The organism is Pseudomonas sp. NPDC098747 (assembly GCF_044760045.1).
GTDB lineage: Bacteria > Pseudomonadota > Gammaproteobacteria > Pseudomonadales > Pseudomonadaceae > Aquipseudomonas.
This window is the reverse complement of the sequence record NZ_JBIWAL010000021.1, coordinates 1-25,023: the sequence shown is the minus strand read 5'-3', so window position 1 is coordinate 25,023 and position 25,023 is coordinate 1. Positions and strand designations below refer to the sequence as shown.

Here is a 25,023-nt window from a genome sequence, read left to right as displayed (position 1 = left end):
ATCAATTTAGTTGGCGTAGCATGAAACCCATGCAAGACACACCCGCCAACGAATCTGGAGTAACGAACATGAAAACCAAACTGATCCTCGCACTGACCCTGTCTGTACTGGCCGCCAACACCTTTGCTGCCGACGGTTTTGATCGCACTGGCTCAGCCGTTGCCGCTGATGGCTACGACCGCACCGGTTCCGCCACCGTCGCCGCTGATGGCTATGACCGCACCGGTTCCGCCACCGTCGCCGCTGATGGCTATGACCGCACTGGTTCCGCCACCGTCGCCGCTGATGGCTATGACCGCACTGGTTCCGCCACCGTCGCCGCTGATGGCTACGACCGCACCGGTTCCGCCACCGTCGCCGCTGATGGCTATGACCGCACCGGTTCCGCCACTGTTGCTGCCGACGGTTACGACCGCACTCAATCCGCTTCCATCAGTTAAGCGCTGCTGTAAAGCGCACAGCCCGGCCTCGGCCGGGCTTAGTCATTTCTGGGGGATGACAATTTTCCGAAATCCACTGGAGAACCTGTGGGAGCTGGCTTGCCAGCGATGGCGGATTGTCAGTCGACATTAACGCCCGCATGAGAAAATGCCATCGCTGGCAAGCCAGCTCCCACAGGTTTTTCATTGAATGGAATATCTGTGGCTGACTGGAAATACGCGGTGCAGCCTTGCACTATGGCTGCATTCGAAACGCAGCCTCAGGAACACACGCCATGCCCGATGACATCCACTTCTACGAACCCGCCAACGGCCACGGTCTGCCGCACGATCCCTTCAACGCCATTGTCGGCCCGCGCCCTATCGGCTGGATTTCCTCGCAGGATGCCAACGGCCAGTTGAACCTGGCGCCGTACAGTTTCTTCAACGCGTTCAACTACATTCCGCCGATCATTGGATTTTCCAGCGTCGGGCGCAAAGACAGCCTCAACAACATCGAGCAGACCGGCGAATTCGTCTGGAACCTCGCCACTCGCCCGTTGGCCGAGCAGATGAATCAGAGCTGCGCGATGGTCGCGCCACAGGTCAACGAGTTTGAGTTGGCAGGCCTGACGACAGTAGCGTCGAAAGTGATTTCAGTGCCACGCGTCGCCGAAAGCCCGGTGTCCTTCGAATGCAAGGTCACGCAGATCATTCAGTTGCAGCGCGCTGATGGCGAGACAGTGCCGAGCTGGCTGATCCTCGGCGAAGTGGTCGCCGTGCATATCGCCAAGTGGCTGTTGAAAGACGGGATCTACGATACCGCCGCGGCAGAACCGATTCTGCGCGGCGGCGGGCCGGCGGATTATTTCCAGTTGGGGCCTGAAGCCCTGTTCAAGATGTGGCGTCCGGGCGCGGCGAAGTAGCTCCTCACCAGATCAAGTCGGCGTCTTCAGTGACGCCCTTGAGGCGGTCCAGCTCATTGATGGCGGCCTCATCGGCAGCGATGGCGCCGGGGAATACCTGATCATCCAGCAGTTTGTGAAAGCGTGGCGCACCGCCATCGACCAGGGCCTTGACCGCGATTGCCGCGTAATAGCCCTTGTTGCCACCCAGCTCGACGGGTACGACTGCGGATACTGCTTCGAAGTGTTCGAACTCTTTACGTGCCATGTCGCAAGTCCTGGCTCAGTCAATTAAGCCGGACATTAAACCCTCAACCGACGAGTTTGTGTACCGGTGCCGAACACTGGCCGAGCGCCTGTGCCGCCGAGACATCCTTGAAGGTGTGGAAATCCAGACTGTTGACCACCAGTTCCTGCACCAGCTCGGCGAAGATTTCCATCGCCGGGCTGTTGAAGTACGCGGTCATCATCTGCTGATTGCTCCAGAAACCGCAGACCAGCCACAATTCGGGATCACACTGCGAATGCTGCAAGGCAAAGCTCAGGCAACCGGGGGCGGCACGAGAAGGATCGATCAACGCACTCAGGCGTACACCGAGTTCTGCCGAGCGCCCGGCACGCGCTCGTACGAAGGCCATATGACTGACGGGAATCTGCTTAGACATGTTCAACCCTCCCAGGGAGTCGCGTGGCAGCCGGGGGGAGGCTGCGACAGGATCCAAGGTTAAGCGCCGGGCGCGAGACGCCGTTAGTCGATTCCTGCCGTCGCGTTGCACAATCCTGCGAGACTGTATTGAGCACCTGTAACAATCTGTAAAACGCCGTCACATGGCTGTCACAACCGTATCAAGCAAGTTTACCGGTAGGCGTCCTGCTATGGCGGGGCAAGCCATTAACCCCGTGCAGAATCAGGCAAGCATTGCGCAGGATGTGTCTACCGCTGGCGCTTGCACAAACATATGCTCTGCTCCATTCCACCTCCCCTTGCCGAGGATGCCGTGCATGACGTCATTCGATCGTTTTCAAGCCGAACCCACCGCCGACATGGAAAAGCAGCGCGCGGAACTGGCGGCGATCATCCGCCGCAACACCACCGACGATGGCAGCTATCAGACCGCCGTCGGTTCACTGTTCATGTCGCGACACACCAAATCCCACGACTTTGCCCCGGTGCTCGCGCAACCGGCGCTGTGCATCATGGCGCAAGGTCGTAAAGAGGTGCGGCTGGCCGATGAGTTCTTCAATTACGATCCGTTGAATTACCTGGTGGTCTCGGTTTCGATGCCATTGAGTGGGCGTGTGGTTAACGTCTCTCCGCAGGAACCGATCCTCGCCGTGCGCCTGGATATCGACCCGGCAGAAATCACCGCACTGATCGCCGACGCCGGCCCCATGGCTGTGCCGACCCGGCCGACCGGGCGCGGTTTGTATGTCGAAAAAATCGACAGCGCGATGCTCGACGCGGTGCTGCGTCTGGCGCGTTTGCTTGATGCACCGAAAGACATCGCCATGCTCGCGCCGTTGATTCGCCGCGAGATTCTCTATCGTCTGTTGCGCAGCCCGCAGGGTCATCGCTTGTATGAAATCGCGATTGCCAACAGCCAGAGCCATCGCATCAGCCAGGCGATCAAATGGCTCAACGGCAACTTCGAGCAGCCGCTGCGCATTGATGATCTGGCCAAAGAAGTGAACCTCAGCGTCTCGACCCTGCATCACCGTTTCAAGGCGATGACGGCGATGAGTCCGCTGCAATATCAGAAGCAGTTGCGGTTGCAAGAGGCGCGGCGCTTGATGTTGGCCGAAGGGCTGGAAGCTTCGGCAGCGGGGTATCGGGTGGGGTATGAAAGCCCGTCGCAATTCAGCCGTGAGTACAGCCGATTGTTTGGCGCGCCACCGTTAAGAGATCTGGCGCGGTTGCGACTTTCGGTGTGACCGTTAGAAGCCCCTCACCCTAGCCCTCTCCCGGAGGGAGAGGGGACTGATTGGGGGGTATTTGGGAACTACGCCGACCTGAAATTGCTTTACTGAATCCACAAATCCAGAAGTACACCGACCTGAAAGTGCTTTACCGAATCCATAATCGACTCGGTCTTTCAGGTCGATGGATCACGCCAGACACCACGGTCGGCTCCCTCTCCCTCCGGGAGAGGGCTGGGGTGAGGGCTGATTTGGAGCCAGGCCTAGATTTAAGCCCCCAACACCCGACACGCCTGCGCCGGCAACGTCACCGACACCGGATGCCCAATCCCTAGCCCAATACCCTGACACGGCGTACTCAACGCCGTAAACGTCACCCCGGAACATTCCACCGTCGTCTCGATGGTCGCGCCGATATCACGAACGAACGTCACCTTGCCCAGCAACCGATTCCCCGCCGTTGCCTCAGGTGCAGACAATTGCAAATCTTCCGGACGGATCAGCATTTTCACCTTTTGCCCGGCGACAATGCTGCTGCAGATCGGCACTTGCAGCGCATCGCCGCCCGGCAGGCTGACCCTGCCGTCGCCCAGCACCGTCGCCGGGAAAATATTGCCGGAGCCGATAAAGTCAGCCACGAACTCATTGGCCGGATGCCGATAAATTTCGATCGGCGTGCCCACTTGCTGGACTTTATGCTCGCCCAATACCACGACGATGTCGGCCATGGTCATCGCTTCGCGTTGATCGTGAGTAACCATAATGGTGGTGATGTTCAGGCGTTGTTGCAGTTGACGAATTTCGACCTGCATCGACTCACGCAGCTTGGCGTCGAGCGCCGACAACGGTTCGTCGAGCAGAAGGATTTTCGGGTGCGAGGCAATCGCCCGGGCAATCGCCACGCGTTGTCGTTGGCCACCGGAAAGTTTGGCCACCGGACGATCGATCATCTCCTGCAACTGGATCAACTCCAGCAACTCCACAACACGCTTGTGCTGATCAGCCTTGCTGACGCCACGCAGTTTCAGCGGATAGGCAATGTTTTCGCCCACGGTCATGTGCGGGAACAGCGCCAGCGACTGGAACACCATGCCGAAATTGCGCAGGTGCGCCGGGGTGTGACCGATGTCCTCGCCGTCCAGGCGAATCTCGCCGCCGCTGAGGGTCTCGAGCCCGGCGATCATCCGCAGCAAAGTGGTTTTGCCACAGCCCGAAGGGCCGAGAAAACACACCAGTTTGCCCTCGGGCAAATGCAGATTGACGTCCTTGACCGCGCAAGCAGAGCCGTAGAATTTCTCGACGTTTTCCAGAATCAGACCAGTCATGTTGCACCTCAAATCAAAAGGAAACGCCGCCCTCGCCCACCAGCTTCTCCAACGCCCAGATCAGGACGAAGTCGATCAGCACGATCAGCACGGCAAACGAGAAAACGGTAGGGTCGAGCGATGACACGGTGCGGCTGTACATCCAGATCGGCACGGTCATGACGTCGATGGTGTAGAGGAAGTAGGTCACAGTGAATTCGTTGAACGAAACGATGAACGCCAGCAGCATGCCCGCCAGAATCCCCGATTTCATCAACGGCACCACCACATCGACAATCGCCCGCAGCGGCGAAGCGCCAAGCATCCGTGCCGCTTCTTCGACTTCACTGCCGATGGAAAGCATCGCCGCGGTGCAGTTCTTCACCACGAATGGCAACGCCAGAATCACATGGGCAATCACCAGCCGAGAGGTGGTCAGGTGGAACGGCAGGCTGTCGAACACCAACAGCAAGGCCAGGCCCAACACCACCATCGGAAACACCAGTGGCAACGACATCAGTTGCAGCGCCACGGCTTTGCCACGGAACTCGCAACGGGTCAGTGCGTAGGCGGCCGGCACCGCAATCAGCGTGGCGAACACCATGGTCAGGCACGCCACCAACAGGCTGGTGCTCATGGCCTGGCCCAGGCTCAGCACATCACTGGAGTCCGGCGACGCGAAGGTGTTCCAGGCGGCTTTGTACCATTGCAGGCTGTAACTGCTCGGCGGGAAGTCGAGGTTCGACGCGCCGCTGAACGACATCACGATCATGGTCAGGATCGGCAACACCGCCAGCAGCAGAATGAAACCGGAAAGGATGCCGGCGAACTTGCCGGTGTCGCCGGGCAACAGCGCCATGCGCTTCTTGGTCAGGGCACTCATTGCGAAGCCTCCAGCAGACGCCGACGACGGCCAGTGACGTATTCGGAAAAAGTCATGATCGCCAGGGTGGTAACGATCAGCACCACACCGGCAGCGGACGCGGCCGGCCAGTTCATCAGCGGTGCGATCTGGTCATGCACCATCACCGCGAGCATCGGCACGCGCCGGCCACCGAGCAACAACGGCACGACAAAACTGCTGGCGTTGTAGGCGAACACCAGCGTCGCACCGGTGATGATGCCCGGCAGGCTCATCGGCAGCACCACTTGGCGGAACACTTGAAAGCGGCTGGCGCCAAGGGTCGCGGCGGCCTCTTCATACGTGCGGGCAACGCCGCGCATGGCGCTGGCAATCGGCAGCACGGCGAGGGGAAACGCGGTCTGCACCAGGCCCATCAACACGCCGTTCTGGTTGTACAGCAACATGATCGGGCGCTTGATCAGGCCCAGCCCCATCAGTGCCTGATTGAGCATGCCGCCCGGGCCGAGAATCACCAGCCAGCCATAGCTTTGCAGCAGCAGGTTGACCAGCAGCGGCAACAGCACCGCGGCGAGGAAAATCCGTCGCAAAAACGGTGAAGTCAGGCGCGACATGGTGTACGCCACCGGGATCGCCAGCACGACCGCGACCACCGCACTGATCAAGGCCAGACGCAGGGTCAGCAACAACGATTTGAGGTAATAGGGTTCGAGCAATTGTGCGTAACTGGCCAGGCTGAAACCTGTCCACTCCGCGCCTTTGGTGCCGACGCTCATGCGCAACACCAACAGGCTGGCGGCAATCAAAACGCCGAGAAACAGCATCGACGGCGTGAGGAAAAACCACGCCCGCGCTGTCGGTGAAACACCGCGCGCCGGGCGAACGCCGCCGGCGCCGACCGGCTGGGTCAGGGATTGAGGTTCCATAGCAATGATCTCGTCAATGGAAAACGAATCTCCCAGACAGCAACATTTCCTGTGGGAGCGAGCTTGCTCGCGAAAGCGGTGGGTCAGTCAACCGCTGTGGCGACTGACAGATTGCATTCGCGAGCAAGCTCGCTCCCACAGAGGTTCTGTGGTGCCTGGAAGTGCGACGTCAGGAAGAAAAGATTTCCGTGTAACGACGAATCCACTGGTCATGCACGCTGGCCAGGAAGGCGTTGTCGTGCATGATCGCCTTCTCGGCAATCTGCTCGGGCGTCAGGATGTACGGGCTCTTGCGCGCTTCGGCGGAGATGATCGCCTTGGAGTTGACCGGACCGTTGAAGATGTCTTCGGCCATCTTGCCCTGCACCAGCGGATCGAGTGAGTGGTTGATAAAGGCGTAGGCCAGATCGGTATCGCCCGGACGATTCTTCGGCATCACCGAGAGCATCAAGTCGGTGTAGAAACCCTCTTTCATGCCGAAGGTAGCGCCCAGACCGTAGTTTGGATCACGAATCTGTTTCGGGAAAAATGCCGGCGCATACAGGCCGCCCATGTCCAGCGAACCGGTGCGGAACAGTTCGGCAATCTGATTCGGGTTCTCGCCCAAGGTGATCACGCGATCCTTGAGTTCGGCGAGTTTCTTGAAGCCCGGTTCGATGTTGTGTTCGTCACCACCGGCCAGTTTCGCGGCGATGATGATCAGGTCCATCGCTTCGGTCCAGTTCGGCGGCGGCAGGAAAATGTTCGGTGCCAGATCGGCGTCCCACAACGCGGCGTAACTGTCCGGTGCTTCTTTCAGAGTGCGGGTGCTGTAGACCAGACTGTTGCACCACAACAGATAACCGATGCCGTGGCCATTGGCGCCCGTGCGGTACTTTTCCGGGACGTCGACCAGGTTGGGAATACGATTGAGGTCGGGTTTTTCCAGCAGTCCGGCAGCGGCCAGACCCTCGGCGCCAACACCGGCCAGGGTGATGATGTCGTACTGCGGACGGTCACCGCCGGCCTTGAGTTTGGCGACCATTTCCGAGGTGCTGCCGGTGCGATCGGCGATGACCTTGGCGCCGGTCTTGGCTTCGAATGTCGCGGCAATATTGCGCAGTGCAGCGAGACCGGTGTCATCGGACCAGGTCAGCAAGCGCAGGGTCTTGCCGGCAAAACGCGTGTCGCTGGCGCTCGCCCGGATGAAGGGCATGCTCATGGCGGCCGCAGCCACCGAGGCCACGCCGACGGTTTTAATGAATTGACGCCTGTTCAGATCGTGCTCGCCCATGACGGACTCCCTTTGTTTTTTTAAGTATGAGGTTGGTCGCAACCGTTGCATCCGCGCGGCCGGATCCGCGTAAAGCCCCGTACTACGAGGGCTTCAGCGCTGCCGACGGGTTCATCCTGAGGTCGTGCAAAACACCTGACTATCGATAAAAACTCATTGAAGCCATGACGCCGACGCATGCCTCGTTGCGAGGCATGCGCTCACCTTTTTCGGGCGTTCAGAGCGCTCGAATCACGTGTTTGATTTCCTGAAACGCAGCTAAGCCCCACGGCCCCAATTCGCGGCCAATGCTGCTTTGCTTGTAACCGCCCCACGCTGCTTGCGGAAAGATCACTTGCGGTGCGTTAAGCCACACAAGTCCCGCCTGCAAGGCGTTGGCGACACGATCGGCGGTCTCGGCGTTACGCGTCACCACACTGGCGACCAGACCGAACTGGCTGTCATTGGCAAGTGCAATCGCCTCGGCTTCGCTGCAGAAACTGCGCACGCAAAGCACCGGGCCAAAAATCTCTTCGCACCACAGCGCACTGTCGAGGGGCACGTCGGTGAACACGGTCGGCTGCAAAAAATATCCGCGCGGCAGATCCGCCGGACGATTACCACCACACACAAGCTTCGCCCCGGCGCTCAGGGCTCGGTCGATGTGGCCGAGCACGCGCTGGTATTGCGCCTGATTGACCAGTGCGCCCATTTCTACTTCCGGGTCGAACGGGTCGGCTACGCGAATCGCTTGCGCACGTTTTTGCAGACGAATGAGGAATTCTTCTTCCAGTTCTTCGGCGACCAGCACCCGGCTGGTGGCCGAGCACATTTGCCCGGCATTGAAGAATGCGCCGCCGCAGGCCAGTTCCACCGCCAAGTCCAGATCGGCATCTGCCAGCACCAGCAACGAGGATTTGCCACCCAGTTCGAGGCTGACGCCCTTCACCGTTTCGGCGGCACGCTGCATCACTTGCACGCCAACAGCGTTGCTGCCGGTGAAGGAGATTTTGGCGATACGCGGGTCGCCCGACAACGGCGCGCCCACCGCCAGACCGGTGCCGCAGACCAGATTGAACACGCCGTTCGGTAACCCGGATTCAGCAATGATCGCGGCCAGTTCCAGCTCCGGCAGCGGCGTGACTTCCGAAGGTTTGAGCACCACACAGCAACCGGCGGCCAGGGCTGGCGCAAGTTTCCACGCAGTGGTGACCATCGGGAAATTCCACGGCACGATCAGCCCAACCACACCACAAGGCTCACGGCGCAGACGTGCGCTGAAATCATCGCTGGGCAGCGGCACGTTGCTGCCCTGCTGCGCATCAAGGCCTTCGGCGAGTTCGGCGTAGTACTCGAACGTGGCGATCACGTCATCGACGTCGATGGCCGCTTCGAACAGCGGCTTGCCGTTGTTGCTCGACTGCAGTTTCATCAAGTGATCGCGACCATTGCGCACGCCGTTGGCGATGTTGCGCAGGATCGCCGCGCGTTCGACGCCAGTGGTTTGCGACCAGGTTTTGAACGCGTCAGTCGCCGCGCTGACCGCTTGATCGACTGCGCGCTCATCACCGCCATTGACCGTGGTCAGCAGCGCTTCGGTGGCGGGGTTGATCACGCGCAGATGCTCAGGACCGGCAGACCATTGGCCGTTGATGTAGAGGCCGTCGAGGGTGGTGGGGAAATTCATCATTGCGCCACCGCCTGCATCCACAGACTTTGGTCGATTTCAATCAGCGTCGGCCCTTGGCGATCGGTTGCCGCCCGCAGCGCACTACGCAGTTGCTCAACCGAGCTGATCGCTTCGCCCGCGCAACCCAGAGCCTTGGCCACACCGATGAAGTCCGGGGTGTAGATGTCCACGCCGACCGGCTCGATGGCACGATTGACCATGTACTTCTTGATCTCTTCGTAGCCCTGGTTATTCCACAACAGCACGATCACTGGTGTGCGCGCTTCAACAGCACTGGCCAGTTCCGGCAAAGTGAATTGCAGGCCACCGTCGCCAATCAGGCAGACCACTGGCGGGCGATTACCGCCTTCGACGCTGCCGCCGAGCCACGCACCGATGGCCGCAGGCAGCGCGTAACCGAGGGTGCCGTAACCGGTCGACGAGTTGAACCAGCGACGCGGACGCTCCGGGTTGAACGTGAGATTGCCGGTGTACACCGGTTGCGTGGAGTCGCCGACAAATACCGCGTCCGGCAATTCGTGCAACACGGTTTCGAGAAAACGCGTCTGCGCCAGCGTCGGTGCGTCCCAGGTCGCGGCCAGATCATCGCGCAGACGCGCGGCACGCACCTGGCCCCAATCATTGCGGCGCTCCGCCAAGGGCTTGTGCGACAACGCACTGAGCAACGCTTGCGCGGCGTTGCGTGAGTCGGCGACCAGCGCAACATGCGGCGGATAGTTGCGCACGGTCTGATCGGCGTCGATGTCGATGCGCAGCAGTTTGCCGGGAATCTCGAAGCCACCGGCGAAGGTGACGTCGTAATCGGTCTCGGCCAGTTCGGTACCGATCGCCAGAACCACATCGGCATCAGCGACCAATGCGCGGGTGGCGACCAGACTTTGCGTCGAGCCGATCAGCAGCGGGTGACGAGACGGCAGCATGCCTTTGGCATTAATGGTCAGCGCTACCGGAGCGTCGAGCAATTCGGCCAGCTCGGTGAGTTCGGCGGCGGCATCGATGGCGCCGCCACCTGCAAGAATCAGCGGACGTTTGGCGCTGGCCAACAGCTCGGTCATGCGGCTCACGGCAGCCGGGGCAGCACCGGCGCGGTCGATGTTGACCGGGACGCTGGCAAGCAGGTCATCGGCGTCTTCCACCAAAACGTCCAGCGGAATCTCGATGTGCACCGGACGCGGACGCCCGGCCTGGAACAGCGCAAAGGCGCGGGCCAAAACGCCCGGCAATTCTGCAGCCGACATCAACGTGTGAGAGAACGCGGCAACGCCGCCGACCAGTGCGCTCTGGTTCGGCAATTCGTGGAGCTTGCCGCGGCCGCCGCCCAACTGACTGCGCGATTGCACGCTGGAGATGACCAGCATCGGGATCGAATCGGCATAGGCCTGGCCCATGGCGGTGGTGATGTTGGTCATGCCGGGGCCGGTGATGATGAAGCACACACCCGGTTTGCCGCTGGTGCGCGCATAGCCGTCAGCCATGAAACCGGCGCCTTGCTCATGCCGTGGGGTGACGTGGTTGATGCTCGAACGGGCCAGCCCGCGATACAGCTCCACGGTGTGCACCCCGGGAATGCCGAACACCTGCTCGACCCCATAACCTTCGAGTAACTTGACCAGTACTTCGCCACACGTCGCCATGTCGATTGCCCTTCTTGTTTGATCGATACGCTGAACCCATGTGGGAGCGAGCTTGCTCGCGAAGGCGTCTTACCAGTCAACCTCCATGCTGAATGTCAGTACGCATTCGCGAGCAAGCTCGCTCCCACAGGGATCCGGGAATGACCTCATTGGAACGGTGGGCAGGTAGCGGCAACAATCGATTAAAAGTCATACTAGCCATGTCCTCACGTCATAGCTTGGATCCAAATGAAACGACTGCCGCCCCTGCCCGCCCTGCACACGTTCTGGATTACCGCCCAGTGCTGCAACTTCACCCGGGCCGCCGAGCAATTGCACATCACTCAGGGTGCAGTGAGCCGACAGATCGCCGGGCTGGAAGAGCATCTGGGTTATCCGCTGTTCATTCGTCTGGCCCGAGGGCTGGAGCTGACGGCCGAAGGACGTGAATGGCTGCCGCAGGTGCAGCGCGTGTTCGGGATGATTGGCGATGCTGTGGAGCAGATCGGCGTGAGGCGCCAGACCTTGCAGCTCAAGGCGCCGAGTTGCGTGATGCGCTGGCTGTTGCCGCGCTTGTTGCAATGGCAAAAGGAGCGCCCGGACGTACCGGTCAAGCTCACCGCCTCGTTGAAACACAGTGTCGATTTTCAGCGTGAGCAGTTCGACGCCGCGGTGATCTACGGCCCGCCGCCGGACAACTCACCGGGGGCGTTGCATCTGTTCGATGAGCAATTGACCCCCGTGTGCTCGCCGCTGCTCAAAGGCTCGCCGGCGCTGAAGACACCGGCCGATCTGCAGCAACATCTGCTGCTGCATCCGACGCACGATGTGCAGGACTGGTCGGTGTGGCTAAACGCAGCCAAATTGCAGTTGAGCAATATCAACAGCGGCCAGCATTTCGAAACCCTGGATCAGGCAATGTCGATGGCGTCCCACGGGACGGGTGTGGCAATCGGCGATTGGTCACTGATCGGCGATGACCTGCACGCCGGGCGACTGGTGATGCCGTTTGAGCTGAAGGTGAAAACGGGGCTGGCGTATTACCTGGTGGTGCCGCAGGGCGGGGAAACCTCGCCGCCACTTGAAGAGCTGATGCTGTGGCTGGTTGAGCAGGCCCATATGCGGTGAGGCCTTTCCCCTGACCCTCTCCCGGGGGAGAAAGTCAGGGGTGGGGAAAAACCTCAGTACCCGACGGTAAACCGCTGACGCGAATGCTTCGGCGTCTCCACCTCGTCGATCAGCGCAATCGCGTAATCGGCAAAGGTAATCCAGCTCCGCCCTTCGGCACTCACCAGCAAGTGCTCCTGGCCGACACGAAACTTGCCGCTACGCTCACCTTCGACAAACTCCGCCGACGGTGAAAGGAAGGCCCAGTCCAGGTCCTGCTCCTGACGCAAGGCATCAAGAAACGCAGCACCGGCACTGGCTTCAGTTTTGTACTCCGCCGGAAAACCTGCACTGTCGATCACCCGAGAGTCGTCCGGCAGCAACAACGAGCCGGCACCACCGACCACCAACAGACGCTTCACGCCTGCCTGCTGCACCGGCCCGACAATGGCGCTGGCCGGCACCGTGGCGAAATGCGCGGCGGTGATCACCACATCGTGCCCCGCAACGGCGTCTTGCAGTGCCACCGAATCCAGCACATCGACATTCTTGCTGACCACACCGGCACGCGCGCCGATCTTCGAAGTATCGCGGGCAATAGCGGTGACGCTGTGGCCGCGACGCAAGGCTTCTTCCAGCAGTTGGCTACCGGCACGACCGGTGGCACCAATGATTGCGATTTTGCTCATGACATTCTCCAGTTGGCTTGAGTATTTCAATAACGGCAAAAATCTAATGGGTGTGAGGAGATCCCCTGTGGCGAGGGGATTTATCCCCGTTGGAGTGCGAAGCGCTCCCCAGCATTTATCCAGTTTCATCGCATTCTCAGGGTTTACGACTGCTGCGCAGCCGAACGGGGATAAATCCCCTCGCCACAAAGGCAATCCTCAGTGCTTCAGCTCTCAGCTCTCAGCTCTCAGTCCTCAGCTCTCAGTCCTCAGTCCTCAGCCCTCAGCTCTCAGTCCTCAGTCCTCAGCTCTCAGCTCTCAGCTCTCAGCTCTCAGCTCTCAGTCCTCAGTCCTCAGTCCTCAACCCTCAGCTCTCAGCTCTCAGCTCTCAGCTCTCAGTCCTCAGCCCTCAGTCCTCAGTCCTCAGCTCTCAGTCCTCAGTCCTCAGCCCTCAGCCCTCAGCTCTCAGTCCTCAGTCCTCAGTCCTCAGTTTTTGAGCAGTCAGTGTCAGCGCCTTTACCACTGCATCTCACCCTTGGCGACTTTCGCGCTCAGTTCCAGCGAGCTTTCCTCGCCCAGCTTCGGGTAGCGCTTTTTCATCGCGGCGATCAGTGCGGCGGAGTCCTTGGCTTTGGCGGTCTCTGCGTCGAACGCCTTAATGTAGTCGGCGGTGAATTTCACGCTGGCCAGCGAACGGCTGCTGTCACCCAGGTAATGCCCCGGCACCACGGTTTGCGGTTTCAGGGTCTCGATCGAGTGCAGCGTCGCCAGCCAATCGGCGTGGGATTGCGCGCTCTGGGTGTCGGCCATCCAGACGTGGATGTTCTCGGCGACAACCACGCCACCGACCACGGCCTTGAGCGACGGAATCCACACGAAGCTGCGATCCGGTTGCTTGCCATCCAGGCCGATCACCTGCAACTTTTTCCCTTCGAGCATCAGGCTATCGCCCTTGAGGACGCCCGGCACGATGGTTTTTGCAGGGACATCAGCACCCATTTTCGGGCCCCAGAACGCGAGTTTTCCTTCGACGGTTTTGTTGATGTGATCCACGGTCGGCTGCGAGGCCAGCACTTTGGCCTCAGGGAAGGCTTTGGTCAGGGTATCGAGGCCGAAGTAGTAATCCGGATCACCGTGGCTGATGTAAATGGTGGTCAGGTGCTTGCCGCTGGCGCGAATCTTTTCCACCACTTGTTCGGCCTGGGATATGCCGAACTGCGCGTCGACCAGAATCGCGTCTTTCTCGCCACTAACCAGCACCGAGGTCACCGGGAAAATTGCCTGGGCGCCCGGGTTGTAGACATCGAGGGTCAGGTTGGCAGCGGCCGCATGGGCGGCGAAACCGAGGGAAGCCGTGGCGAGTAAAACGCGTTTGATTGTGGTGAAACCGATCATCTGTTGCTCCGGTGTCCGAAATGCCGTGTCTGGCGATAGGACAGAGCTTAGTTGCCTGACTCAGTACAAAAAATGCGATGCTTGAACATAGTTTGTTTCTGAAAGCGGGCAAATCATGGATCGTCTCCAAGCAATGCGAGTATTCGTCACGGTGGTGGATCTGGGCAGCCAGTCGGCCGCCGCCGATCATCTGGACCTGTCACGCCCGGTGGTCTCGCGTTATCTGGCGGAGCTGGAAGACTGGGTCGGTGCACGCCTGATGCATCGCACCACGCGCAAATTGAGCCTGACCGCTGCCGGCAGTGAAATCCTCCCGCGTTGCCGACAGATGATCGAACTGTCGAGCGACATGCAAGCCGCCGTCAGCGAGCCCGACGATGCGCCGCGCGGGCTGCTGCGGATCAGCGTCAGCACTTCGTTCGGCCAGGCGCAACTGGCCGATGCGATGGCGGCCTACGTCAAGCGCTATCCGGGCGTGAACATTGACCTGCAGATGCTCGATCGCACGGTGAATCTGGTGGATGAGCGGATCGACCTAGCGATTCGCACCAGCAACGATCTCGACCCCAATCTGATTGCCCGCCGACTGACGGTGTGCCGCTCGGTGGTCTGCGCGGCACCGGCGTATCTGCGCGAAAATCCGCTGCCGCAACGGGTAGAGGATCTGAGCCGGCACAACTGCCTGACGCATTCGTACTTTGGCAAGAGCCTGTGGCATTTCGAAGAGGACGGCGAGCAGGTGTCCGTGCCGGTGCAGGGCAACATCAGCGCCAACGAGGCCAGCACATTGCTGCGAGCGACACTGGCCGGTGCGGGGGTGGCGATGCTGCCGACTTATCAGGCCGGAGTGCATATTCATGCGGGTGAATTGATTCGGCTGCTGCCTGATGCCGAACCGCGACAGATGAACATCTACGCGGTCTATGCCTCACGCAAGCACATGCCGGCGGCGTTGCGCAGCATGCTGGATTTTCTGGTAGTGAGGTTTCCCGAAAATCCTGAATGGGATCTTGGTCTCTAAACCCATTTACCCTGTGGGAGCGAGCTTGCTCGCGAATGCGGCGGGTCACTCAATATTGATGTCGATTGAAACGACGTCTTCGCGAGCAAGCTTGCTCCCACAGGGAACATCAATGTCTTGAATGTCGTGTTACATATGCCATCGAGCAAGCTGGCAAGTCGCTGGCGCTGACCTATGCTGAAAGTAATACCGCAGAGTATTCGTTCAGAGGTCGAACACCATGAACATCAAAACAAGAAGGTACTGCGCGATTTTCATCACCTGCGCCGCCACGCTCGCGCTGTATGGCACTGCAGCCTGGCGGGTCGAGCAGCAGCGACAACTGCCCCGTGAATACGCGAGCTGCAACTTCGAACGCTGCATTCCGCACAATGGCACGCTGAACGCATTGCGCTGATTCAGCTGACTGGAATGAGACCCTGTGGGAGCTGGCTTGCCAGCGATTGCGGACTCACATTCAGCATTGATGGCGCCTGAACCACCGCCATCGCTGGCGTGCCAGCTCCCACAGGTTTTTGCAACGCTTGTGGCGTTACTGCTCGGCCTTCAACCGGTCGCGAAACGCCTTTGGCGAAATCCCCACCCGACGCCTGAACAAACGCGTGAAGTTTGTCGGATCGGAAAACCCCAACAATTCCGACATCTCATAAATCGTCATGCTGGTGTAAGTCAGCAAGCGCTTGGCTTCCAGTAACTGACGCTCGTGCATGATCTGCAACGCCGGTTGCCCCGCCAGCTCACGGCATGTGCCGTTGAGGTGCGACACCGAAATACCCAGCCGATGCGCCAGATCCTCGACCTTCACATGCTGGCGATAAGTCTCTTCCACCAACTGGATAAACCCGTTGAGGTATTCGCGCTGGCGCTGTGGCCGCTGGCTGGCCTTATGGCGAACGATTGCCTGACGACTGACCCAGACCATGATCACGCTGACCAACGCATGCATGAGCATTTCCCGCGCCGGTTGATGGCCGTTGTATTCGGCCTGCAACGCCGAAAAAAGACTGTTCAGATAATCGCCGTCGTTGCCCGCCGAATAGCTATGCGCCTGGGCCAGCGCGTGCACCGCGTCACCCAGTTGAGCCTGCAAATGATGGATCAGCGGCGTTGCGAGGGTAACGATGAACCCTTCAACGTCCTCGGAAAAGCGAAAGCCATGCACCGACAGTGGCGGCAGGACTTGAATCGCGGGTGTTTCGAGCTGGGTGCGCTGGCCTTCGATTTCAAGCTCTGCCTGACCTTTGAATACGAAGAGCAACTGACACAAATCGGCGTGGCGGTGGGGTTTGATTTCCCATTGATGTTCGCGACTGCGTGAGGAAATGGTTTCACAGTGCAGCAAGTCAGGGGTCGGCCAGTCCAGGCTTTCACCGTAGAGCTTGAACACAGGAATCGAAGGCAGCTCGGGCTTGTTCATCACTTCAATCCAGGCCTCTTGTGTTGCGGGCGATAATCGCCCCGATTGGCAGAATGTACAGGTATCGGCTCAGTTTTCACCTTCAATTGACAGACCCGCGAGGGAAAAATGCAAGCACTCGATCCATAAAAATCATTCACCGGCGATTGTCGCGTGAAGCTTGCGAGTCATAAAAACAATGAAAACGCTAAAAACCCAAGTCGCCATCATCGGCGCCGGTCCGTCCGGATTGCTCCTCGGCCAACTGCTGCACAACGCCGGCATCGATACTCTCATCGTCGAACGTCAGACACCTGACTATGTGCTCGGCCGGATCCGCGCCGGCGTGCTTGAACAAGGCATGGTAGAGCTGTTGCGTGAGGCTGGCGTGGGTCAGCGGATGGATGCCGAAGGGTTGGTGCACGGCGGGTTTGATCTGGCTTTGAACGGGCGTCTGACGCACATCGATTTGCGCGCGTTGGCCGGTGGCCAGACCGTGATGATCTATGGCCAGACCGAAGTCACCCGCGACCTGATGGCCGCTCGTCGGGAGGCGGGTGCGACGACGATTTACGCAGCGAGCCATGTCGTTCCTCACGACATGAAAAGCGACGAAGCTTTTGTCACCTTCGAAAAGGACGGCGAAACCTGGCGCGTCGATTGCGATTACATCGCCGGTTGCGACGGCTTCCACGGTGTCGCCCGGCAGTCGATTCCGGCTGAGTGCGTGAAGGTGTTCGAGCGGGTGTATCCGTTCGGCTGGCTGGGGATTCTTGCCGATACCCCGCCGGTGCATGACGAGCTGGTCTACGCCCGCCACGAGCGAGGCTTTGCCTTGTGCAGCATGCGTTCGGCGACGCGCACCCGGTATTACCTGCAAGTGCCGGCAGACGAAAACGTCGACGACTGGTCCGATCAGCGCTTCTGGGATGAACTGAAAAGGCGCTTGCCCGCAGAGCTTGCAGAGAAGCTGGTCGCCGGCCCGTCGATTGAAAAAAGCATCGCGCCATTGCGCAGCTTTGTCGTCGAGCCGATGCAGTACGGTCGGATGTTTCTGGTCGGCGACGCAGCGCACATCGTCCCGCCCACCGGCGCCAAGGGTTTGAATCTGGCGGCCAGCGATGTCAGCACGTTGTTCAATATTCTGCTGAAGGTCTATCGCGACGGCCGCACGGAGCTGTTGGAGAAATATTCCGAGATTTGTCTGCGCCGGGTGTGGAAGGCCGAGCGTTTTTCCTGGTGGATGACCTCGATGCTGCATCGCTTCGACGATCACGATGCTTTCAGCCAACGCATCAGCGCCTCGGAACTGGACTACTTTGTCAGTTCAGAAGCCGGCCGAAAAACCATTGCAGAAAATTACGTCGGGCTTCCGTACGAGGCTATCGAATAGCCTGCTACCGACTTACACTGGCGAGCATCCCCGCTCGCCTGACGATCTGCGGGACTTCCACTGCCCGCAGGTTCACCCGTGACCAACCTCAATCATCCCGAAACGCCCAAACCGGCCATTCGCAGCGTGCTGGTCGCGCTGATGATGGCGATCTTTCTCGGCGCACTGGATCAGACCATCGTTGCCGTTTCGATGCCGGCCATTTCCGCACAGTTCAAGGACGTCAGCCTGCTGGCCTGGGTGATTTCCGGGTACATGGTGGCAATGACCGTGGCCGTGCCGATCTACGGCAAGCTCGGCGATTTGTACGGGCGCCGCAAACTGATGTTGTTCGGCATGGGCCTGTTTACGTTGGCCTCGCTGTTCTGCGGCATGGCGCAAAGCATGGAGCAACTGGTGCTGGCGCGGATCCTTCAGGGCATTGGTGCGGGCGGGATGATCTCGGTCAGCCAGGCGATCATCGGCGACATCGTGCCGCCGCGCGAACGCGGCCGCTATCAGGGTTACTTCAGCAGCATGTACGCCGTCGCGAGCGTGGCCGGCCCGGTGCTGGGCGGCTACATGACCGAGTACCTGTCGTGGCGCTGGGTGTTTCTGATCAACCTGCCACTGGGCGGCCTCGGCGCCTGGTGGGTGGCCAATCGCAACCTGCGTGGGCTGCCGATTCCGCAGCGCAAACCGATCATCGATTACCTCGGCACGCTCCTGATGATCATTGGCCTGACGGCGTTGTTGCTCGGCATCACGCAGGTCGGTCAGGGGCATTCGTGGCGCAGCAGCGAAGTGCTGGGACTGTTGGTTTGCGCTGTTGTGGTGCTGGCGGTTTTTGTCTGGCACGAGCGTCGCGCGCGGGAGCCGTTGCTGCCGATGCATCTGTTCGCCAACCGTAATGCCTTGCTGTGCTGGTGCACGATTTTCTTCACCAGTTTCCAGGCGATTTCGCTGATCGTGTTGATGCCACTGCGCTTTCAAACCGTTACCGGTGCTGGTGCCGACAGCGCCGCGCTGCACCTGCTGCCGCTGGCCATGGGTCTGCCGATCGGGGCGTTTTTTGCCGGCCGTCGCACGTCCATCACCGGGCGCTACAAACCGCAGATTCTGACCGGCGCGATCCTGATGCCGATCTCGATTGTCGGCATGGCATTCAGCCCGCCCGAGGCGACGCTGATGAGCGGGTTGTTCATGTTGCTCAGCGGTATTGCTGGCGGCATGCAATTCCCGACTTCACTGGTCGGCACGCAGAACTCGGTGGAACAACGCGACATTGGCGTCGCCACCAGCACCACCAACCTGTTCCGCTCGCTGGGCGGCGCGGTGGGCGTCGCATTGATGTCGGCGCTGTTGCTGGCGCTGCTGCAGGATTCGAATTTCACCCATTTGGCGAGCAGTTCGCTGATGGCCGAGGGACATTCCGGCAACGTGCTGCTGGACGGTTTGAACGCCGCGCCGGGGGATGCACAGAACGCTCTGCGCGCGGAGCTTTCGGTGACCTTCCGGCATTTGCTGTGGGTCAGCGCGGCGGTATCGCTGCTGGGGCTGGCAGCGGCGATTGCGATGCCGAATAACCTGCTGCGCGGGCGTGAGCACGGCGCGAGATAGAACACACACCACAAAAAACTGTGGGAGCGAGCTTGCTCGCGAATGCGGCATGTCATTCAACATTGATGTCGGTTGACAGTACGCCTTCGCGAGCAAGCTCGCTCCCACAGGGGTACGGGGTGGGATCAGGGGCTGTAGTAACCGACCGCCACCAGAAAATGCCCGACCTTCTTCAGGTACGCATGCTTGTCTTCGACCTTGCCGGTCACCGGGTTCTTCCAGCGGTATTCGTATTCGCCGTCATCCTGTTTGCCGATCAGCGCCAGAATCGGCTCGCCCACCGGTTTGCCTTCCGGGTCCTTGATCTTGCTGAAGTCGGTATTGATCAGGCGCAGATTGGTGCCGTGGGCGACATAGCGCTGGTTATTCAGGTCGACCACGAACACATACAGGTCATCCTGCAAATAGCCGCCCTTGAGCGAATTGATCGCCGTCAGCGCGCCTTTTTCGTCCTTGCCCAGATCGGTGGAGGCTTTGTCGAGCAACGCCTTGGCTTGTTCCGCCGACGCCCGGGGCAAGTAGTAACCGACCGCGAGGATGCGCTGGCCGATGCGCTGATAAAACACATGCTTGCGCTCAACCTTGCCGTCGGACCAGTTCTGCCAGCGGTATTCGGCCTGCTGAATGCCGTTGCCTTCCGGCACCCGCAACGCTTCCTTGAAGGCTTTTTGCAGATCAGGGCCGAGCACCTCACTGACATCGCGGCCAATCAACGCCGATGACGGGCCGCCACTGGCGAGCATCACGCCTTTGGTGTCGACCACGAACACGTAGCGATCCTTGTCGACAAACTCGCCCTGGCGACTGAACGCGGCGAACGCCTTGTCACCGTTGTCGTGGTAATAGGCCAGTGCTTTCTCCAGCAGGGCGATAGCAGCCTTGCTGTCATCCTTTTCCGTGGTCGCGGCGTTGGCCTGCCCCAACCCCACTAACAGCATCACGCCGAGCCAAGCGACTTTATGCAAAAACCCCATGACGCATCCCTCGTTCTTGTTGGTGTTTCAAGAGCGTAGACGGGTTGGGGTTATGTACGAGTATTCAGACAGTTTCTGAAAATGACGCGGCTTACTTTGATGGGTGGGTTTCTTTGTGGGGAAGGGATTTCTCTGTGAAAAGAGACTTCTCTGTGCAGATTTATTTGTGGAAAGAGATTTCTCTGTGCACAGATTTATTTGTGGAAGGAGATTTCTCTGTGCACAGATTTATTTGTGGAAGGAGATTTCTCTGTGCACAGATTTATTTGTGGAAGGAGATTTCTCTGTGCACAGATTTACATGTGGCGAGGGGATTTATCCCCGTTGGGCTGCGAAGCAGCCCCCAGGCCATTCGCGCGGAGGGTCAGCAAAAATGAATTGTCTGGATTGGGGCTGCTGCGCAGCCCAACGGGGATAAATCCCCTCGCCACAGATAAATCCCCTTCAACCACAGATAAATCCCCTTCAACCACAGATGAATCCCCTTCACCACAGATAATTCCCCTAACCGCAGGGTTCATCGACACATCATCCGATCTCAGGGCCGCGCATTGATCTGCTGCTGCAAGTTCTGGATCTGCGCCGACAGCGTGTTGATGTTGCGGGTCATCTGGCCACGGAACGCATCGAACTCAGCCGTATTGACGCCGCCCTGAGGCGTGGCCGGGCGGTTGTCCTGCACGCTTTTGAGGATGACGATTTCCTGCGCCAGACGATCGATCTCCGCGCTCGGGTTACCCTGTTTCTTCAGTGCTGCGATATCAGCGCCAAGGTTCTTGAACTGCGCATCGAAAGCCTTGAGCTGCGCGTCGACCTTGCTGGTGTCGGCTGGTGTGCTTTTAACGGTTGCCAGCTCTGCACTCAGGGCTTTTACCTGCGCTTGCAGCTGTGTGTTGGCAGCCTGCTGCTCGGTGGTCTGCGCACTCATCTGCGCCAGACGCTTGTCCAGATCACTGGCTTGCCCCGCCACGCCCTGCTGCTGTTTGCTCTGATCGAGCAACTTGCCTTCCAGCTGTTTGATCTGCAGCTTCAAGGCTTCGCTGTCGGTGCTGACGTTGGTCTGGCTGGCGACGACCTTGCCGGAAATATCCTGCAAGCGCCCCGCCGCTTCCTCGCTGATTCGAGCGAAACTTTCCTGGGTCGCCACCAGTTGCTGCTCCATCAGCGAGATCTGCTGGAAACTCCACCATGCCAGACCGATGAACGCGAAAAACAACGCGCCAACCAGCGCCCATAACGGCCCGGTGCTGGCCGCCCTGACCTTGACCACAGGCGGGGTCCGCGAGTGCACGGAGGTGCGGGCGGTGGTCGGCACGTCATCGTCGTCGAAGGTGTCGGCACGCAGGCTCGGTACATCATCGAAATCGTCGTGGGCATCATTACGCATGGACATTGAGGCAACCTTTGTGAATCGCGGTGATGGCTAAATGCTGCGAAGTATAACCGCCGCAGCCGCAGGCATTGACCCTCAAGCGGCGAGGCGGTTCATTGCCGGCCGGCCGATGGGTATCAACGCGTTTCAGCGAATGTCCTGGGCTTTCCACCAAGCGCAAAACTCGTCGAGGGCCGTCCACAGGCTGACTTTCGGATCGTATTCCAGATAATGCCGTGCGCGGCTGATGTCGAGGGTGAAATTTTTCTGCATGACCTGCATGCCCAAACGCGACAGCGTCGGCTCGGGACGCCCCGGCCAGAGTTTGCAGGCACCTTCGTTCAGCGCCGCGACACTGTAGGCCAGACCGTAGGATCGATACTTGGTGACCTGTGGGACATCCATTTTACGCATCACGTAATTGACCACATCCCACAACGGCACTGGCGCGCCGTTGCTGATGTTGTAGGCCTTGCCCAGCGCGGAGCCGGCCGCCAGCAGACTGCTGAGCAGCGCTTCGTTGAGGTTGTGCACGCTGGTGAAGTCGACCTTGTTCAAGCCGTTGCCGATAATCGCCAGACGGCCCTTACGCTGCATGTTCAGCAGACGCGGGAAAATGCTCATATCGCCAGCGCCGGTGACGAAGCGCGGGCGCAGGGCGATGGTTTCCAGGCCGAATTCCTGCGCACCGAAGACCTTTTGCTCGGCCAGGTACTTAGTCGCGGCATAGTGATGCTTGAAGCGTTTGGGCACCTGCTCTTCAGTCAGGCCCAAGTGATCGCGACCATCGAAATAAATCGACGGCGAGGACAAATGCACGAGACGGCGCACCCGCTGTTTCAAGCATGCTTCGACGACGTTTTCGGTGATCTGCACGTTGCCCTGATGGAAGTCCTGATAACGCCCCCACAATCCGACCGCGCCAGCGCAATGCACCACCGCCTCGACGTCGGCGCAGAGGTCGCGCGCCAGCTGCGGATCGGTCAGATCACCGGGGACAAACTCGGCGCCACGACGCACCAGATGCTCGACGCTTTCGGCCCGGCGACCGTTGACTCGCACGTCCAGGCCCTGCTCCAGGGCAAAACGCGCAAAGCGTCCGCCAATGAAGCCGCTTGCGCCGGTGACCAGAATTTTCATGTAGAGCTCCGAAGTCTTTCATTTACCTGATACGTGTTTCTTGACGCTGGCCGTCAGTCCAAGGGCACCAGCCATTGCGCTGAAGAACGTACCAATTGCTCGGTCAACAAACCCAGCAGTTGTCCGCCATTGCGCCAATGATGCCAGTACAGCGGCACATCGATCGGTTTATCTGGCAACAATTCGCGCAACACGCCGCGTTGCAATTGCTCGCGCACTTGCAGTTCCGGTACCAGGCCCCAGCCCAAACCGGCCTCGGCCAGACGGATAAAACCTTCGGATGAGGGGCACAAGTGATGCTCGAAGCCGCCATCAACGCCCAGCGATGCCAGATAGCGATGCTGGAGGAAATCGTCCGGGCCAAACACCAGCGCCGGGGTGCGCGGCAGTTGTTCGGCGCGCACGCCATCTGGGAAATGCCGTTCGATAAACGCCGGGCTGGCCATTGCGCGATAACGCATGGCGCCGAGCAAGACGCTACGCGCGCCCGCAACCGGACGTTCGCTGGCGCACAGGCACGCGGCCACTTCACCGGCACGCATGCGTTTGAGGCCGACGGTCTGGTCTTCGACGATCAGATCGAGCAACAAGTGTTGTTCGGCGCAGAAATCCCCCACCGCTGGCGCCCACCACGTGGCGAGGCTATCGGCGTTAAGAGCAATACGCAGGCGTTCCGGCAGCCCTTCTTCATCCAAAGCAGGCACGAGGGTTTGCAAGTCGCGCTCAAGCAAACGCACCTGCTGCACATGGTTGAGCAGACGGCGGCCAATCTCGGTCGGGGACGGCGGTGTGCCGCGCACCAGCACCGGTTGGCCGACCCGCGCTTCGAGCAGTTTGATCCGCTGCGAAATCGCCGATTGCGAGAGGCCCAGCACCTGGGCCGCCCGTTCGAATCCGGCCTGCTCGACCACGGCGGCCAGAGCGGAAAGCAATTTGTAGTCGAACATCAGTTTTCCTAATGAGCGATCAGGACTATTGGTTTTTCTTATACAGCTTTCGGCCCGAGAATAGCCAGCAAGCACTCTTACTCAAGGACTTCACTCATGGCTGGCATAACTTCACTCACGACCTTGCTGCGCAGCATGAGCGCCCAACTCAATGCGGGCGAATGCGTGTTCTGCACCCTGCGCGATCTCGCAGCCAATGCGGAGTAAATAATATGTGGCAGAGCTATGTGAACGGCTTGCTGGTGGCGTTGGGACTGATCATGGCGATCGGCACGCAAAACGCTTTTGTCCTCGCGCAAAGCCTGCGCCGCGAGCATCACTTGCCGGTGGCGGCGCTGTGCGTGGTGTGCGATGCGCTGCTGGTCGCTGCCGGGGTTTTCGGCCTGGCGACGATTCTGGCGCAGAGTCCAACGCTGCTGGCGATCGCCCGTTGGGGCGGCGCGACATTTCTGATCTGGTATGGCAGCCAGGCGCTGCGCCGGGCGTTCTCGAAACAGAGTCTGGATCAGGGCGGGAACCAGACCGTGCGTTCGCTACGAGCGGTGATGCTCAGTGCCCTGGCGGTGACGTTGCTCAACCCGCACGTTTATCTGGATACGGTGTTGTTGATCGGCTCGCTCGGTGCACAGCAATCGGTGCCGGGCGCTTATGTAGTCGGCGCGGCGAGTGCATCGCTGCTGTGGTTTTTCACGTTGGCGCTGGGTGCTGCGTGGTTGGCGCCGTGGCTGGCACGCCCGAGCACGTGGCGGATTCTCGATCTGTTGGTTGCGGTGATGATGTTCACGGTGGCGGGGCAATTGATACTTGCGCCCTGAATTATTCCAAAAGGCTCTGGAACCTCTATTCCACACAGTTGTTGCGTGGTTAAGCCGCAACCCCGGTGCTATGATCCGAACCCTGCGCCGCAAAGAGTAAAAACTCGTCGGTGCATTTCTGGCCGCCCGTGATCGGCCTTGCGCTCACCGCAACAGACCTGATTAGGAGAATCATCATGGCTTTCGAATTGCCGCCGCTGCCTTACGCACACGATGCTTTGCAGCCGCACATTTCCAATGATAGGATGTTATTTGTGTAGGTAAAGATTGTGATTAAGTTTGTAGTTATCGTTTTTATCCTTTTGATT

The 25,023-nt window shown here is 59.7% G+C and carries 24 protein-coding genes and 2 pseudogenes; 11 read left to right on the top strand and 15 right to left on the bottom strand.

What is annotated here, in order from left to right:
• Positions 1 to 68 precede the first annotated feature (68 nt).
• Positions 69 to 440 carry a heme utilization protein gene (locus ACIQVE_RS14995; protein ID WP_402809562.1) on the top strand — a complete coding sequence of 124 codons (372 nt, stop codon included), beginning with the start codon at positions 69 to 71 and terminating at the stop codon, positions 438 to 440.
• Between the two features lie 275 nt (positions 441 to 715).
• Positions 716 to 1,345, top strand: a complete 630-nt coding sequence (locus tag ACIQVE_RS14990) for a flavin reductase family protein (protein ID WP_402809559.1) — start codon at positions 716 to 718, stop codon at positions 1,343 to 1,345.
• A 4-nt stretch (positions 1,346 to 1,349) separates the two neighbouring features.
• On the opposite strand, the gene ACIQVE_RS14985 is transcribed toward ACIQVE_RS14990, so the two are convergent.
• Entirely contained in the window at positions 1,350 to 1,592 is a 243-nt protein-coding gene (locus tag ACIQVE_RS14985) for a hypothetical protein (protein ID WP_402809558.1), read from the bottom strand.
• 43 nt (positions 1,593 to 1,635) lie between these two features.
• The gene (locus ACIQVE_RS14980) at positions 1,636 to 1,989 is read right to left on the bottom strand and encodes a putative quinol monooxygenase (protein ID WP_402809557.1); all 354 of its coding nucleotides are present in this window, start codon (positions 1,987 to 1,989) and stop codon (positions 1,636 to 1,638) included.
• Positions 1,990 to 2,326: 337 nt separating this feature from the next.
• Here ACIQVE_RS14980 and ACIQVE_RS14975 point away from each other — a divergent pair, with 337 nt between their 5' ends.
• Positions 2,327 to 3,256 (top strand): AraC family transcriptional regulator N-terminal domain-containing protein, encoded by a 930-nt coding sequence (locus tag ACIQVE_RS14975; protein ID WP_402809554.1) that lies wholly within the window; start codon positions 2,327 to 2,329, stop codon positions 3,254 to 3,256.
• Positions 3,257 to 3,510: 254 nt separating this feature from the next.
• On the opposite strand, the gene ACIQVE_RS14970 is transcribed toward ACIQVE_RS14975, so the two are convergent.
• The 6 genes from ACIQVE_RS14970 to ACIQVE_RS14945 form a co-directional block, all read right to left on the bottom strand.
• A complete protein-coding gene (locus ACIQVE_RS14970) occupies positions 3,511 to 4,566 on the bottom strand; it encodes an ABC transporter ATP-binding protein (RefSeq protein ID WP_402809551.1) in 1,056 nt (351 codons plus the stop codon).
• Between the two features lie 13 nt (positions 4,567 to 4,579).
• Complete coding sequence (locus ACIQVE_RS14965; RefSeq protein ID WP_402809547.1) at positions 4,580 to 5,428, bottom strand: ABC transporter permease; 849 nt, start codon at positions 5,426 to 5,428, stop codon at positions 4,580 to 4,582.
• Positions 5,425 to 6,333 carry an ABC transporter permease gene (locus ACIQVE_RS14960; protein ID WP_402809544.1) on the bottom strand — a complete coding sequence of 303 codons (909 nt, stop codon included), beginning with the start codon at positions 6,331 to 6,333 and terminating at the stop codon, positions 5,425 to 5,427. The genes ACIQVE_RS14965 and ACIQVE_RS14960 overlap by 4 nt, the downstream gene beginning before the upstream one ends.
• A 169-nt stretch (positions 6,334 to 6,502) precedes the next feature.
• Complete coding sequence (locus ACIQVE_RS14955) at positions 6,503 to 7,606, bottom strand: ABC transporter substrate-binding protein (protein WP_402809541.1); 1,104 nt, start codon at positions 7,604 to 7,606, stop codon at positions 6,503 to 6,505.
• Between the two features lie 217 nt (positions 7,607 to 7,823).
• On the bottom strand, positions 7,824 to 9,272 hold the full coding sequence (locus ACIQVE_RS14950; RefSeq protein WP_402809538.1) for an aldehyde dehydrogenase family protein: 1,449 nt from the start codon (positions 9,270 to 9,272) through the stop codon (positions 7,824 to 7,826).
• Positions 9,272 to 10,909 carry a 5-guanidino-2-oxopentanoate decarboxylase gene (locus ACIQVE_RS14945; protein ID WP_402809535.1) on the bottom strand — a complete coding sequence of 546 codons (1,638 nt, stop codon included), beginning with the start codon at positions 10,907 to 10,909 and terminating at the stop codon, positions 9,272 to 9,274. Before ACIQVE_RS14945 ends, ACIQVE_RS14950 begins: the two co-directional genes overlap by 1 nt.
• Before the next feature lie 228 nt (positions 10,910 to 11,137).
• On the opposite strand from ACIQVE_RS14945, the gene ACIQVE_RS14940 reads away from it, so the two are divergent.
• Positions 11,138 to 12,016 carry a LysR substrate-binding domain-containing protein gene (locus tag ACIQVE_RS14940; protein ID WP_402809534.1) on the top strand — a complete coding sequence of 293 codons (879 nt, stop codon included), beginning with the start codon at positions 11,138 to 11,140 and terminating at the stop codon, positions 12,014 to 12,016.
• 53 nt (positions 12,017 to 12,069) lie between these two features.
• Here ACIQVE_RS14940 and ACIQVE_RS14935 read toward each other — a convergent pair whose 3' ends face one another.
• Positions 12,070 to 12,684 carry an NAD(P)-dependent oxidoreductase gene (locus tag ACIQVE_RS14935; RefSeq protein ID WP_402809531.1) on the bottom strand — a complete coding sequence of 205 codons (615 nt, stop codon included), beginning with the start codon at positions 12,682 to 12,684 and terminating at the stop codon, positions 12,070 to 12,072.
• Between the two features lie 495 nt (positions 12,685 to 13,179).
• Complete coding sequence (locus ACIQVE_RS14930) at positions 13,180 to 14,058, bottom strand: MBL fold metallo-hydrolase (protein WP_402809529.1); 879 nt, start codon at positions 14,056 to 14,058, stop codon at positions 13,180 to 13,182.
• Positions 14,059 to 14,173: 115 nt separating this feature from the next.
• Between ACIQVE_RS14930 and ACIQVE_RS14925 the strand changes: the two genes are divergently transcribed.
• Both ACIQVE_RS14925 and ACIQVE_RS14920 read left to right on the top strand, forming a co-directional pair.
• On the top strand, positions 14,174 to 15,079 hold the full coding sequence (locus tag ACIQVE_RS14925; RefSeq protein WP_402809527.1) for a LysR family transcriptional regulator: 906 nt from the start codon (positions 14,174 to 14,176) through the stop codon (positions 15,077 to 15,079).
• A 220-nt stretch (positions 15,080 to 15,299) separates the two neighbouring features.
• A complete protein-coding gene (locus ACIQVE_RS14920) occupies positions 15,300 to 15,476 on the top strand; it encodes a hypothetical protein (RefSeq protein ID WP_402809524.1) in 177 nt (58 codons plus the stop codon).
• 135 nt (positions 15,477 to 15,611) lie between these two features.
• Here ACIQVE_RS14920 and ACIQVE_RS14915 read toward each other — a convergent pair whose 3' ends face one another.
• The gene (locus ACIQVE_RS14915; RefSeq protein ID WP_402809521.1) at positions 15,612 to 16,496 is read right to left on the bottom strand and encodes a helix-turn-helix domain-containing protein; all 885 of its coding nucleotides are present in this window, start codon (positions 16,494 to 16,496) and stop codon (positions 15,612 to 15,614) included.
• Positions 16,497 to 16,674: 178 nt separating this feature from the next.
• Here ACIQVE_RS14915 and pobA point away from each other — a divergent pair, with 178 nt between their 5' ends.
• Both pobA and ACIQVE_RS14905 read left to right on the top strand, forming a co-directional pair.
• On the top strand, positions 16,675 to 17,868 hold the full coding sequence (pobA, locus tag ACIQVE_RS14910) for a 4-hydroxybenzoate 3-monooxygenase (RefSeq protein WP_402809519.1): 1,194 nt from the start codon (positions 16,675 to 16,677) through the stop codon (positions 17,866 to 17,868).
• Positions 17,869 to 17,946: 78 nt separating this feature from the next.
• A complete protein-coding gene (locus ACIQVE_RS14905; RefSeq protein WP_402809518.1) occupies positions 17,947 to 19,467 on the top strand; it encodes an MDR family MFS transporter in 1,521 nt (506 codons plus the stop codon).
• A gap of 125 nt (positions 19,468 to 19,592) precedes the next feature.
• Here the strand turns inward: ACIQVE_RS14905 and ACIQVE_RS14900 are convergent, their stop codons facing one another.
• The 4 genes from ACIQVE_RS14900 to ACIQVE_RS14885 all read right to left on the bottom strand — a co-directional run bounded on the left by ACIQVE_RS14900 (position 19,593) and on the right by ACIQVE_RS14885 (position 23,900).
• Entirely contained in the window at positions 19,593 to 20,441 is an 849-nt protein-coding gene (locus tag ACIQVE_RS14900) for a cache domain-containing protein (protein WP_402809516.1), read from the bottom strand.
• 538 nt (positions 20,442 to 20,979) lie between these two features.
• A complete protein-coding gene (locus ACIQVE_RS14895) occupies positions 20,980 to 21,834 on the bottom strand; it encodes an ATPase (protein WP_402809513.1) in 855 nt (284 codons plus the stop codon).
• 126 nt (positions 21,835 to 21,960) lie between these two features.
• Positions 21,961 to 22,953, bottom strand: a complete 993-nt coding sequence (locus ACIQVE_RS14890) for an NAD-dependent epimerase/dehydratase family protein (RefSeq protein WP_402809510.1) — start codon at positions 22,951 to 22,953, stop codon at positions 21,961 to 21,963.
• A gap of 53 nt (positions 22,954 to 23,006) precedes the next feature.
• Positions 23,007 to 23,900 carry a LysR family transcriptional regulator ArgP gene (locus tag ACIQVE_RS14885; RefSeq protein WP_402809507.1) on the bottom strand — a complete coding sequence of 298 codons (894 nt, stop codon included), beginning with the start codon at positions 23,898 to 23,900 and terminating at the stop codon, positions 23,007 to 23,009.
• Positions 23,901 to 23,996: 96 nt separating this feature from the next.
• Here ACIQVE_RS14885 and ACIQVE_RS14880 point away from each other — a divergent pair.
• The 3 genes and pseudogenes from ACIQVE_RS14880 to ACIQVE_RS14870 form a co-directional block, all read left to right on the top strand.
• Positions 23,997 to 24,086 (top strand): annotated as a pseudogene (locus ACIQVE_RS14880) (ACT domain-containing protein); the annotation flags it as partial.
• Positions 24,087 to 24,112: 26 nt separating this feature from the next.
• Positions 24,113 to 24,715 carry a LysE/ArgO family amino acid transporter gene (locus ACIQVE_RS14875; RefSeq protein WP_402809504.1) on the top strand — a complete coding sequence of 201 codons (603 nt, stop codon included), beginning with the start codon at positions 24,113 to 24,115 and terminating at the stop codon, positions 24,713 to 24,715.
• Positions 24,716 to 24,891: 176 nt separating this feature from the next.
• Positions 24,892 to 24,963: pseudogene (locus ACIQVE_RS14870) on the top strand (superoxide dismutase [Fe]); the annotation flags it as partial.
• Positions 24,964 to 25,023: the final 60 nt, after the last annotated feature.

Coding starts and splice junctions, on each gene's coding strand:
- ACIQVE_RS14965 (WP_402809547.1), bottom strand. CDS start 5,428: ATGAGTGCCCTGACCAAGAAGCGCATGGCGCTGTTGCCCGGCGACACC.
- ACIQVE_RS14930 (WP_402809529.1), bottom strand. CDS start 14,058: ATGATCGGTTTCACCACAATCAAACGCGTTTTACTCGCCACGGCTTCC.
- ACIQVE_RS14920 (WP_402809524.1), top strand. CDS start 15,300: ATGAACATCAAAACAAGAAGGTACTGCGCGATTTTCATCACCTGCGCC.
- ACIQVE_RS14940 (WP_402809534.1), top strand. CDS start 11,138: ATGAAACGACTGCCGCCCCTGCCCGCCCTGCACACGTTCTGGATTACC.
- ACIQVE_RS14995 (WP_402809562.1), top strand. CDS start 69: ATGAAAACCAAACTGATCCTCGCACTGACCCTGTCTGTACTGGCCGCC.
- ACIQVE_RS14990 (WP_402809559.1), top strand. CDS start 716: ATGCCCGATGACATCCACTTCTACGAACCCGCCAACGGCCACGGTCTG.
- ACIQVE_RS14970 (WP_402809551.1), bottom strand. CDS start 4,566: ATGACTGGTCTGATTCTGGAAAACGTCGAGAAATTCTACGGCTCTGCT.
- ACIQVE_RS14895 (WP_402809513.1), bottom strand. CDS start 21,834: ATGTCCATGCGTAATGATGCCCACGACGATTTCGATGATGTACCGAGC.
- ACIQVE_RS14975 (WP_402809554.1), top strand. CDS start 2,327: ATGACGTCATTCGATCGTTTTCAAGCCGAACCCACCGCCGACATGGAA.
- ACIQVE_RS14915 (WP_402809521.1), bottom strand. CDS start 16,496: ATGAACAAGCCCGAGCTGCCTTCGATTCCTGTGTTCAAGCTCTACGGT.
- ACIQVE_RS14885 (WP_402809507.1), bottom strand. CDS start 23,900: ATGTTCGACTACAAATTGCTTTCCGCTCTGGCCGCCGTGGTCGAGCAG.
- ACIQVE_RS14955 (WP_402809541.1), bottom strand. CDS start 7,606: ATGGGCGAGCACGATCTGAACAGGCGTCAATTCATTAAAACCGTCGGC.
- ACIQVE_RS14935 (WP_402809531.1), bottom strand. CDS start 12,684: ATGAGCAAAATCGCAATCATTGGTGCCACCGGTCGTGCCGGTAGCCAA.
- pobA (WP_402809519.1), top strand. CDS start 16,675: ATGAAAACGCTAAAAACCCAAGTCGCCATCATCGGCGCCGGTCCGTCC.
- ACIQVE_RS14900 (WP_402809516.1), bottom strand. CDS start 20,441: ATGGGGTTTTTGCATAAAGTCGCTTGGCTCGGCGTGATGCTGTTAGTG.
- ACIQVE_RS14960 (WP_402809544.1), bottom strand. CDS start 6,333: ATGGAACCTCAATCCCTGACCCAGCCGGTCGGCGCCGGCGGCGTTCGC.
- ACIQVE_RS14945 (WP_402809535.1), bottom strand. CDS start 10,909: ATGGCGACGTGTGGCGAAGTACTGGTCAAGTTACTCGAAGGTTATGGG.
- ACIQVE_RS14950 (WP_402809538.1), bottom strand. CDS start 9,272: ATGAATTTCCCCACCACCCTCGACGGCCTCTACATCAACGGCCAATGG.
- ACIQVE_RS14875 (WP_402809504.1), top strand. CDS start 24,113: ATGTGGCAGAGCTATGTGAACGGCTTGCTGGTGGCGTTGGGACTGATC.
- ACIQVE_RS14980 (WP_402809557.1), bottom strand. CDS start 1,989: ATGTCTAAGCAGATTCCCGTCAGTCATATGGCCTTCGTACGAGCGCGT.
- ACIQVE_RS14925 (WP_402809527.1), top strand. CDS start 14,174: ATGGATCGTCTCCAAGCAATGCGAGTATTCGTCACGGTGGTGGATCTG.
- ACIQVE_RS14890 (WP_402809510.1), bottom strand. CDS start 22,953: ATGAAAATTCTGGTCACCGGCGCAAGCGGCTTCATTGGCGGACGCTTT.
- ACIQVE_RS14985 (WP_402809558.1), bottom strand. CDS start 1,592: ATGGCACGTAAAGAGTTCGAACACTTCGAAGCAGTATCCGCAGTCGTA.